The 10371-nt window shown below is 66.7% G+C and carries 8 protein-coding genes and 1 pseudogene; 6 read left to right on the top strand and 3 right to left on the bottom strand.

Annotated features, from left to right (window positions below; all coding sequences use genetic code 11):
* Window positions 1–70 precede the first annotated feature (70 nt).
* A pseudogene (locus tag F1734_RS15055) lies at window positions 71–265 on the bottom strand (MBL fold metallo-hydrolase); the annotation flags it as partial.
* Between the two features lie 37 nt (window positions 266–302).
* On the opposite strand from F1734_RS15055, the gene F1734_RS15050 reads away from it, so the two are divergent.
* The 5 genes from F1734_RS15050 to F1734_RS15030 all read left to right on the top strand — a co-directional run bounded on the left by F1734_RS15050 (window position 303) and on the right by F1734_RS15030 (window position 6482).
* Window positions 303–1733 carry a recombinase family protein gene (locus tag F1734_RS15050; protein WP_203010760.1) on the top strand — a complete coding sequence of 477 codons (1431 nt, stop codon included), beginning with the start codon at window positions 303–305 and terminating at the stop codon, window positions 1731–1733.
* A 740-nt stretch (window positions 1734–2473) separates the two neighbouring features.
* Complete coding sequence (locus F1734_RS15045) at window positions 2474–2782, top strand: helix-turn-helix domain-containing protein (RefSeq protein WP_203010759.1); 309 nt, start codon at window positions 2474–2476, stop codon at window positions 2780–2782.
* Complete coding sequence (locus F1734_RS15040; RefSeq protein WP_203010758.1) at window positions 2782–2928, top strand: hypothetical protein; 147 nt, start codon at window positions 2782–2784, stop codon at window positions 2926–2928. Before F1734_RS15045 ends, F1734_RS15040 begins: the two co-directional genes overlap by 1 nt.
* Window positions 2929–3017: 89 nt before the next feature.
* Window positions 3018–5396: a hypothetical protein gene (locus F1734_RS15035; RefSeq protein WP_203010757.1), complete on the top strand. Its 2379-nt coding sequence runs from the start codon at window positions 3018–3020 to the stop codon at window positions 5394–5396.
* A gap of 369 nt (window positions 5397–5765) precedes the next feature.
* Window positions 5766–6482, top strand: a complete 717-nt coding sequence (locus tag F1734_RS15030) for a hypothetical protein (RefSeq protein WP_203010756.1) — start codon at window positions 5766–5768, stop codon at window positions 6480–6482.
* A gap of 162 nt (window positions 6483–6644) precedes the next feature.
* Here the strand turns inward: F1734_RS15030 and F1734_RS15020 are convergent, their stop codons facing one another.
* A complete protein-coding gene (locus tag F1734_RS15020) occupies window positions 6645–6989 on the bottom strand; it encodes a hypothetical protein (RefSeq protein ID WP_203010754.1) in 345 nt (114 codons plus the stop codon).
* A gap of 841 nt (window positions 6990–7830) precedes the next feature.
* Between F1734_RS15020 and F1734_RS15015 the strand changes: the two genes are divergently transcribed.
* The gene (locus tag F1734_RS15015; protein WP_203010753.1) at window positions 7831–9510 is read left to right on the top strand and encodes an RDD family protein; all 1680 of its coding nucleotides are present in this window, start codon (window positions 7831–7833) and stop codon (window positions 9508–9510) included.
* A gap of 122 nt (window positions 9511–9632) precedes the next feature.
* On the opposite strand, the gene F1734_RS15010 is transcribed toward F1734_RS15015, so the two are convergent.
* A complete protein-coding gene (locus tag F1734_RS15010; protein ID WP_203010752.1) occupies window positions 9633–10289 on the bottom strand; it encodes a hypothetical protein in 657 nt (218 codons plus the stop codon).
* Window positions 10290–10371 lie beyond the last annotated feature (82 nt).

The following is a 10371-nucleotide window of genomic DNA, read 5'->3' as shown; positions in this document are numbered from 1 at the left end:
ACGGAGGGGCCACCGTCGCAGCTGCGCGAGTGCGCTGCCGCAGGACGGCGACCTGCCGCAGCTCACCGGGTCACCAGCCCCGTTCGCGCCACTCCCCGAGATGGGGACGTTCCGCGCCGAGCGTGGTGTCCTTGCCGTGGCCGGGGTAGATCACCGTGTCGTCACCGAAGCGGCCGAACAACTTGGTGTCGACGTCGTCGTACAGCGAGGCGAACTTCTCGGCGTCCGCGGTCTTGCCCAGCCCACCCGGGAAGAGGGAGTGTCCTCAGGGGGTAATATAGAGTTGCCGAAAGGAGCAGGTCATGGCACTTCCGCGGTCGGGGCCGGAGCCAGTGCGCGCGGCGATTTACGCACGGATTTCCGAAGACCCGAATGGTCTGGAACACGGTGTGGCCCGGCAGCGGGAGGACTGTAAAGCGTTGGCGGCTTCCCGGGGTTGGAAAGTCGTGGCCTGTTATTCGGACAACGACATCTCCGCGCTCAAGGGCAGGTCTCGTCCAGGTTATGAGGAGCTGATGGCTGCCGCCGAACGTGGAGAGTTCGACCAGATCGTCGCCTATGGGCTGTCCCGCCTGTGGCGTTCGCGGCGCGAGCGTGCCGATGCGATCGGTGCTCTGTCCGCCGCCCGGATCGGGGTTGCCCTTGTGAAGGGCTCTGACCTCGATCTCACGAGTGCCGCAGGCCGTATGTACGCCGGAATTCTGGGCGAGTTCGACACGGCCGAGTCCGAGATCAAGGCCGAAAGGGTCGCCCGTGCAGCCCAACAGCGCGCTGAGGAGGGCAGGGCAAACGGGGCTTGCGCTTATGGGTGGGCGCGGGTGTACGAGCGTGACGACAAGGGGCGGGTGATCGGCTGGAAGGATGTGGTCGACGAGCCTGCTGCCGACGTCGTGCGCGGAATCGTCCGTGATCTTCTCGCTGGTTCGACGCTGCGGGCCGTTACCGGGCGTCTCAACGGCGAGGGGATCGTTGCGCCTCTGGGCGGGCAGTGGATTCCTTCCTCCGTTCGCAAGCTCGCAGTACGGGACCTCAATGTCGGAATCCGTCGCCACGGCCGGAACACTTATCAGGGGGCGTGGGAGCCGATCGTTGACGAGGCATCCCACACGCGAGTAAAGGCCCTCCTGGCGGACCCCAAGCGCCGGACCCAGAAGGCCGCGGCGCGCACTCACCTGCTCACGTTCGGAATCGGCCGATGTGGCGTTTGCGGGGGCGTGTTGGCTGTCTCGCGTAAGGGAGCGAAGGGCCGGAAGACGTCGTTGTACGTCTGCCGGGACCTAGGCTGTGTGGGGCGGCGTGAGGAGTGGGTAGACGAACTGGTCGTCTCCACGGTCTGCTACCGGCTGTCGAAGCCGGACGCACTGGCGGTCTTCGACGCCGAAGACGCCGTATCTGAGCGCGTGCGTATGAGGGCCGCTGAGCTGAGAGCCCGACTGGACGGCGCAGCTGATGCCTACGCGGCAGGGAGTATCGACCTGGACCAGTTGACCCGGATCACTATGCGGACGCGCTCGGAAATGGAAGCCGCGGAGCGCGTGTTGCGCCCGGCTGCTGCCGTGCCGACACCAGTCCGGCAGATGGCAGAAGCGGCAGACGCTCGTGCGGTCTGGGACCGTCTCGACCTTGCGCAGCAACGTGCCACGCTGGAGGCGCTGGGCATCGAGGTCGTCGTCCGCAGGGCCCGCGGTGGCCCGGGCTTTAAGCCCGAGTCCGTGGATGTGCTTTGGCCGTAGCGTACCGAGGAACCTGCGGTAGACGGGGCCGGTTGAAGTAGCGGAGTACCGGCGGTCGGTGAGGGCCGCGACCCGCGGCACCTCAACCTATGCGCACGTCGGTTTGCTGGGGCTCAAGCGGTTCAAGAGCCCGAACACGCTGGACGTCTTCGCGCCATCGGTAGAACGCGAGAGGGTCGCTCGATCGGTACCAAAGCTGGATGGTGTGCACTAGCGCTTAGCGGCTGTACCGATCGAGTTCATCGATAGCCTTCCAAGTCCGCCGCAGTCACGTGCCCCTGATGGCTCGGTTGCGCGAACAGGGGGCGACCTTTGAACCGCGAAGAGCAGCGGGCCGTGCCAACGTAGTCGGCCCCTGATTGTGGACGGGGACATCGGGACGGCGTCGCAAGGTCTGGCTACCGCTCGCAAGCGCACCGCTATCTGGCTGCTCTTCGCGCGGATCGCCATCCTCCCGGTCGGGACAGGTAAGCGGCGGTTTGACCCGCAGTCGCTGGCGGTGGTTCGGCGAGACCGCGGTGCCGAGTATGAGTGATGCTCGCTCTCGCCGAAAGTTCTCGAACAACGGGGGGTAGACGAGAAGAGGATCGGATTCCGTTGTGTAACACTACGACTGGCAGCAGTTTTGTTGACCCTGGAATGAGTCTGGGGTAGCGTCAGAGGCGTTCTCGGCACGCCGAGGGCAGAACCCCCGACCAAAGGCAGTCCGCAAGGACTGTGAATTGGTCAGGAGTTAGAACGTGAATGCTGGGACCCCTAACGGTCACCGTGAGTTCCTTACCGTTGCTGAAGTCGCAGAACTTGCGCGGGTGATTCCTCGGACGGTCCGGATGTGGATCAGGTCCGGCAAGCTCACCGGTTATCGGGCAGGAGCGGAGTACCGCGTCCACGCGGCCGAACTGCACGAGTTCCTTCGTGTGGGTCGCGTGAGTGTCGATCCGGCTATCGAGCGTCTCGCCGACGTCGCACCGACTCTGAACCCGGATCAACGTCGTCGTCTGGCGGCCATCCTTGCGGCATCGGACAGTTCTGCCCGCGGTGAGTGCTGATGTCCGAGCTCGACGAAACAACCAAGGCTGCGCTCCGCGAACGGGCCCGTCAGTTGGCCGAGCTGGCACCGCCCCTCACGTCGGAGCAACTCGTGCTCCTTCGGTCGATCTTCCTGAACAGCACGAGGCCGGGGGCGCACCGGTGAGAGGGCGACATACTCTCGGTCCGGACCACCGAGTTGGACGCTCGGAACAGCAGGCGTGCCCTGCCCCCGCAGCGGACGGAGCGGATCGGATGGTCAGCCGGACCATCGCCGATCCTACCGTCACCGCTCCCGTTGATCGGGGTCAGCGTGTCCAGGCCGAAGCATGCGACGTGCGCATCCCGGTCCAGGAAGGGAAAGCCTCGGAGTGCGAGCGTCTTCAGATCGGCTTCGACGAGGTTCTCGAGACCCTCGGGGGGAGCGACGACGAGTTCACCGGTGTGTGTCACCAGCGTGTCGGTGGCCGGTTCATGTCGGCGGTGGTCCCTTCGGCCCATGCGAGCGCTGTGGTGTACTCCCTGCCCGACGAAGCCAACGTCTGGTTCTCGATCAACCCGACGACCGGGCCGGCCCGCGACGGTGGCAGTAGGGGCAGTGAACGAGACGTGACTCGCTGGGCCGCGCTGTATCTCGATGTGGATGTCAAGGAGGGGGCGTTCCAGGATCTTGGCAAGGCTGAGGAGTTCATCGATCGAGTGTCGGAGCTGATCGGTACCCGGCCGTCGGTGGTGATTCACTCCGGGCACGGTCTGCAGCCGCTGTGGGCGATCGAGGATGGCCGACTGGACACTCCGGATGCTCGGGATCGGGCGTGCCAGCTCAGTCGCCGGTTCGGCCGGCTCGCCGCGACTGTTGCCGAGAAGTACTCGGCCTCCCTGGATACGGTTTCGGACCTAGCCCGAATACTGCGGGTGCCGGGCACGACGAACTGGAAGGATACGGACTACCCCGTCGGGGCATGCGCCCAGCGGGACACTGGTGGTCCGCTGAGCGTCGAACGGATCGAGGAGTTCCTCGACGAGTGGTGCCCGCGTATCGACTCGGACACGCCGGCCCTCGGTGAGATGGTCAGTTCGCCGTCGGACTGGCAGTTCGGATCGGGCACGTGTGCCTACGTGGCGAAGATGGTGACAGCCTGGAGAGCCGATCGACCGAGGGATGGTCGGCATCAGTGGCTGATGGACCGCTGTGTCCGGCTCGAAGCGGCCCACCGACTCGGGTGCATCACCGAGGTCGACCGTGACGCGGCGCTGCGGTCCGTCGAGGAGGCGCTACGCCACTGGTGCCAGGTGCTCGACCCGTCTCGGGAGGTGCAGCCCGGTGAGGTGGGCGGCGGGTTCCGGTGGGCGGTGCAGCGGGTGTCGACTATGACCGACACCGAGGCGCGCGCGCAGCTCGGTTGTCATCGGCATGACGATGAGGAGAACCTCGAGGATCTGTTCGAGGAATTCTGGAACAGCCGCCCCTATCTCTCTACGATCCGGCAGTTCGCCTACGCTCGCATGACCTCGCCGTGGGGGGTGCTCGGTGTGGTGTTCTGCCGGGCGCTGACCACGATCCCGCCGAATGTGGTGCTGCCGCCGTTGATCGGCAGCCCGGGGTCGGTGAACCTCTTGCTCGCCCTCGTCGCTCCAGCCGGGTACGGAAAGGGCTCGTGCGAAGGGGTGGCCGATGAGGTGCTCCCCGTCCAAATCCATGTTGCGCCTGCTGGCTCCGGTGAAGGTCTGGCGCACCAGTACGCCCACATCTACAGGCGGAAGCTGGAGCGGGACCGCACGGCGGTGATGTTCAGCATCCCCGAAGTGGACACGCTCACCGCCCTGGCCGGTCGCCAGGGGTCGACCATCATGTCGCGGCTCCGCAGTGCGTTCTCGGGGGAGGAGATCGGCTTCAGCTACGCCGATCCGTCCAAGCGCCTGCTGATCGGCAAACACAATTACCGGCTGACCATGGTTGTTGGTGTGCAGCCCGAGAAGGCCGGTCCGCTCCTCGACGACGCCCCCGGAGGCACGCCCCAGCGGTTCCTGTGGATGCCGGCCACCGACCCCACCATCTCGGAGGACACTCCGGAGCAACCGGCACCCCTGACGATCCTGCCCGAACTGCTCCGGGACGATCGGCAACGGTGCGTCGTCGAAGTCCCCGCGGGCGCGGCCCAAACGATCAAAGCTGCCCACGTGGCCAGACAGCGCGGCGAAACGGACGCCCTCGACGGACACGCCCTGTTCGTCCGGGAGAAGGTCGCGTTCGCCCTCGCGGTGCTCGACGGCCGCCTGAACATCGACGAGCAGGACTGGCACCTGTCCGGGCTCGTTATGCGCAAGTCCGACCGGGTACGACAGAGCGTCCTTGACACGCTCGCCACCGCCGCTTCCGAGAAGAATAAGGCCCGCGGACGCTTGGAGGGCGAGCGGCAGGTGATGGTCGACGAGACCGTCGCGGATGCTGCGGTCAAACGAGTCGGGAAGCGCGTATTCGCCTATCTGACAACCAACGGCCCGATGACCCGTGGTGCGATCAAGAAGAAGCTCCCGTCCCGGGACCGGAGCTATCTCGACGATGCCGTCGCGGTGCAAGTCGAGGCAGGGCGCGTGATCGTAGGGGATGACCGAAAGCTCCGCGTTGTGTAGGACCCCGGGGTGGACAGAGGGTGGACACGTGGACAGGGTCCACCCCACCCCGAAGACATTCCTCCTACGTGAAAGACCATTTCGGTGGTAACCAGGGGTTTTGCTGCGCGGAGTTCGCGACGATTCACAGTCGAGGTGGACAATGTCCACCTTTGTCCACCTCTCCTGCGGGCCCGCCGCTGCCCCGAGCACCCCTCAAGGGTTGTCTTAATGAGATGGGTAACCACCACCCCCGCCGGACCACTCCGATGCCGCAAAGACGCCCGGGTTCGACGGCACCGTGCTGTCCACGCACCGCGTGGGCCGTCGAGAAGCCCCCTCCGCGGAAGATGGGCGATCGGAGAGCAAGTGCGGCGTAGTGCCGCTCAGGTGCCTGTTGAAGCAATAAGAAGTGAGGCGGGATACGCCCTGGTCGTAAGGAGCAGAGTCATGCATGAGTCACAGGTCGTCGGCGACCTCGTCGACGAAGCGCTTGGATCGGTAGCACTGGCCGAGACCGCGCACAATCCGCGGATCGAACCGCGCTGTCGGGTGTGCCGGGACGACTATGTCCGCGAGACGGTGAACCAGATGTTGGCGCGGGGAGCCTCGTACGCGGGCATCGTCCGGGCTCTCGCCGCGGAGGACGCCACGTCGGACGATCAGAGAGTCACGGTCGACTCGGTCCGTCGGCACTGCGAGAGGCACTTCCCGGTGCAGCAGGTGGCCGCAGCCACCTATCGGGAGATCGTGGAACGCCGCGCTCGGGAGAACCGGATCGACTTCGCCGGAGGTCTGGCGGTCGCGCTGACGCCGATCGCGATGTTCGAGGTCGTCATGCAGAAGGCGTTCGCTCACCTTGTCGACGATGACACCATCGTGAACGTCGAGACCGGGCTGCGGGCTGCGGAGAAACTCCACGCCCTCGCTCAGGAGACCTCGACCGGTCCCGACATCGTCGACATGATGGTCCAGCTTCAGCGGATCACTGCGGCGGTGAAGGCAGTCGTGCCGCGGGAGATGTGGGGGCAGATTCTGCGGAAGCTGGACGAGTTGGTCGACGGCGACGCGCAGGTCGGAGAACCCCGTCCCGTCGACGAGCTCTGAGCGGCTGGTTTCGGTGGTGCGGCTCGAACGCTGACCAGAAGGACTATTCGTTCGGCTGGATCAGGTTCAGCAGTTCCTCGGGTGTCTTCCAGCTCTGACCGCGATGCAGCATGACATGGCAGTTGGCGCACACCACCACCAGATCGTCGAGCGAGTTCCTCACTACGCCGGAGGCGTGCAGGGGCACGACTTGATGGATGTGGGCGTAGAGCCCGCACCCAGAACGCCGTAGGTCCGCTCGAAGTCGAAGCTGCGCACCTCACACGCCAGGTGCCCGCGGTGGGTCAGTGCCTGGTTGATCTTGCGTTCGCGGAGCTTGGGGTCGCGCTCCCGAGTGCGAACGAGGCGGTGGATCACTCGGCCCTCGATCGCGACGGGCTCGTCGTCGATGGGCGCGCCGAGAGCGTCCGGCACGTCCCGTCCCAAGGTCCCGGCTTCACGTAATTCGGCGGCGGCCTGCTGGTAGCGGCCGGGTCGGCTAGTAGGACGGGGGTGGTGCGAAGTCATGCGGCGCGCACATGCCGGCCTGCAGGGAGCGCGGTGCGACCTCGAGCACCTCCCGGCAAGCACGCACACGCCAGCGGGCCGCGATGCCGTCCACTCGCGCCGGTTTGTGTGTTTTGCAGTGACGTGAAGGTGGTATGCGCCCGTGGCGGGGATGAGGACAGCGTCATCGCTGTCGCACGCATCGACACACGGGGAGTGCAAGCACTATGCCCACGCCGACGACCTGTTTGCGCCCGGGGACGGTGACTCAAGAGGTTCGCGCCGTCGTGCGGCTTGTCCGTATCCGGGAGCGCCTTCTCGCTACACGTCGTACCTGCACGGCGGACCGTCACGGCCAGCGCCGACTGGGCGGGCGGTTGAAGTACGTGCGCGACTACCGGGAGTTCCTCGAACGTGTCCTGCACGATCACGGCACCGTCCCGCACCGCACCTGTCGCTCGGCCCGGGTGGCCGGGCACATCGAGGCCATCGTCGACACCGCCGCTCCGTCCCGGGCCGCGGTGCTCGAGCGAGTTCTCGATGAGCGGCTGCGCCAGCGCACCCGTGCCCTCGAGCAGGTCGTGGCAGACACCTGGCCACGAGTCGGTGCGGCAGTGGACCACGGTGTTCCGCGTCGACGGTGGCCTGACGTGACCGGCCGCCGGGACAGGCGCGTGTGGTTCGGTGCGCCGCGGAGGTCGGCAGCGGGTGCCTCCGCGGTTCGGGTGAAGACTCCAGTGGCAGGTAGGGGGTAACCATGAGCAACGGCTTCGCGCCCGACCCGTCGTTTCGGGGCGGCCCCGGGCCGCGCGAACCTGATCCGGCCCCTGTGATCGGTGGCAGCCCGCGCTGGATGGTGGGTTTGGCTATCGTCGCTGGCGGTCTAGTGCTCGCCTTGTCGGTGTTCCTCGAGTGGGGCCACATCAACGACATGTACTACGACGACGGGACGCGCACCTCGGCGACCGCGTCGATGAACGGGATCGGCGATGCCACGGTCACCCTGGGTGGTCTGGATCCGGACTACGTCGGGTTCGTCGAGGGAAGCGCGGCCGCTGCGCTCGAGGACGAGACCGGCAGCGCCGGTGTCTGGGCGATCTGGCTGGGATTGCTCGTCTCCGGTGCCGGCCTGGCGTACATGGGGATGCGGGTGCGGGCGGCGGCGGCGGTCACGGTGGCGGTGCTCGCGCTGATCGGCTTCGTGACCGCGCTGTCGCAGATGTTCAACGTCCGGGGTGCGGTCTTCGACAACAACGTGGGATGGTCGCAGGGAGAGTTCTCCGCTGGCTTCGGGCTCGTCCTGGCCTGTGCGCTGACCCTGGTGCTGCTGGGGCTGGCGGTCACCGCGTTCGTGCTCGAGCGCCTGGCCCGCGCAGCGGTGTCCACTCCGGCCTCTGCCCGGCCGACGGAGCCGATACCGTCGCCGGGTCCCGACCCGGTACCGCCGAGGCGGCCCTTCCCGCCGGTGGGTCCGTCGCGGGCTCCCGGCATGCCAGCGACGTTCGGTGTGCGTGCGGCGGCGTTCGTGCTCGACTGGGTGCTGATCGGTGTGGTCGTGTTCGTCGTGCTCGCGATGTGGACGGTGCTTAACTCCGCGTTGCTGCAGAGCGAGACCGCGCGCGTGGTGTGGTTCGCCGGTATCGGGGTGCTCGCGTGGGCCACGCCGGTGCTCTACTTCGCCCTGACCGAGGCGCGCACCGGCCGGACCGTCGGCAAGTGGCTCATGGGCCTGCGCGTCGTCGGGCGCGAGGGGCGGTTGCCGTCGGTCGCCCAGGCGTTTCGGCGCAACTGGATTCATGTGCTGTATCCGCTGTACCCGATCTATCTCGTTGCACTCGCCGCGCTCGCGGTCGAGATGTACGCGCATCCGGAGCAGAACCCGTCCCATCAGGGCATGCACGACCGGCTCGGCGAGACCCGGGTGATCTTCGCGCCGGCCTCGTCGCGTGCCCCTGCCTCCGGACCACGACCGAGTCTGGTGCCATGGTTCAGCGCTGTCGCTGCGGTACTGGCACTGATGATCACCACCGCCGTCGTGGACCTCGGGGTGCGGGCGGCGAGCTCGTCGGCCTCCTCCGGAAGTCGGCAGTCGTCGACGACGGCGACGGCACCGAGGACCACGGCGGTGAACCCGACGACGCCGTGGCGGGCACCGAGCAGCCCGGCACCCACCACGCCGACGCGGCCGACCACCTCCACCACAGCGGCAACCCGTCTTCCGACGATTCCGGGTACCGACGCGCAGGGGTTCGTGGCGGTTGCGGGCGGGCGCTGCAACGCCACCGATCCGGCGGTGCTGATCGGTCGTACCCCGCAGTCGCTGGTGATCATCTGCCAGACCGCAAGCGGCCGGTTGTACTACAAGGGGGTACGGCTCAGCGACAGCGCCACCATCGAGATCGACGACCCGGTGCGCACCGAACTCGGCTACGTCGTGACGAACGAAGGCGTGCAGTACTGGATCGACCGGGATGCGCTCGTCATCACCCGGGCGGGTACCCAACTGGCCGACGAACCCATGCTCCAGTACTGGGCACGCTGAAGACGACGACGCGGGGAGCCGCGGAGTACCGAGCGACGGCGAGTTGATTCGACGGCACCGGCCGACACAGCGGCGACTCGCAGCGACGACACCGGCGCGGACCCACGCCGCCCGCTCACCAACTACTGCGGCCTTGTACCGCCGCAGAGAGCGTCACCTTCCGCGCCCATGCGCTGACGCCATTCCCAGTCGCTGCAGTTGCCCTCGAGATACAGATCTCCGGCCCCTCGGTCGTAGCACTCCTGGGAGAACCTCACCGAACCGTCGCTCCACCGGGCGGGACCGGGCGTCCCGAAGAGACATTCGACCACATACGGCTCGGCAGGGTACGTCTCCGTCGGGTAGGTCTCGTACGTCTCCGTCGGATAGGTCTCGTAGGTCGGGGGCGGAGCGGGCGGCACGTAGCTGTCCTCCGTAGGCTCTGGGCTGGCCGCAGGTTCGGAAGCTGCCGGAGCCAGCGTGGTGCTGGGAGTTGTCGTCTCCGTCGTCGGAGGCGTGTCGGCCGGAACTGTGGGTGCTTCTTGTGAACCGGTCTTGTATTCGCACGCCGCCAGCCCCTTGGTATTTGAGCCGTCGGTGGTGGCGTGTACGGCGTTCTCGTCGACCTTGCTTCCGTCGACCCAGATGCTGCAACTACCGAATCCGTTCGACGACGCCACAATCATCGAGAAGTCGCTGTAGTCGGCTCCGTCGGGGACCTCGAAGCTGCCGTCCGCCTTCTCCGCGAATACCTCGGACTGCAGCGATTCCGCGTCTCCCTCCGACCACATCAATGTCACGCTCGGTGATGTGCCCGAGCCAGTTTCCCAACGCATCTCTACCCGGGGTCCGTTACTGCCACCTGACGACGTGCAGGCAACG

Source organism: Rhodococcus ruber, assembly GCF_016804345.1.
Taxonomy (GTDB): Bacteria; Actinomycetota; Actinomycetes; order Mycobacteriales; family Mycobacteriaceae; genus Rhodococcus; species Rhodococcus ruber.
The sequence above is the reverse complement of the archived record's forward strand: the minus strand, read 5'-3'. Positions and strand labels throughout refer to the sequence as shown.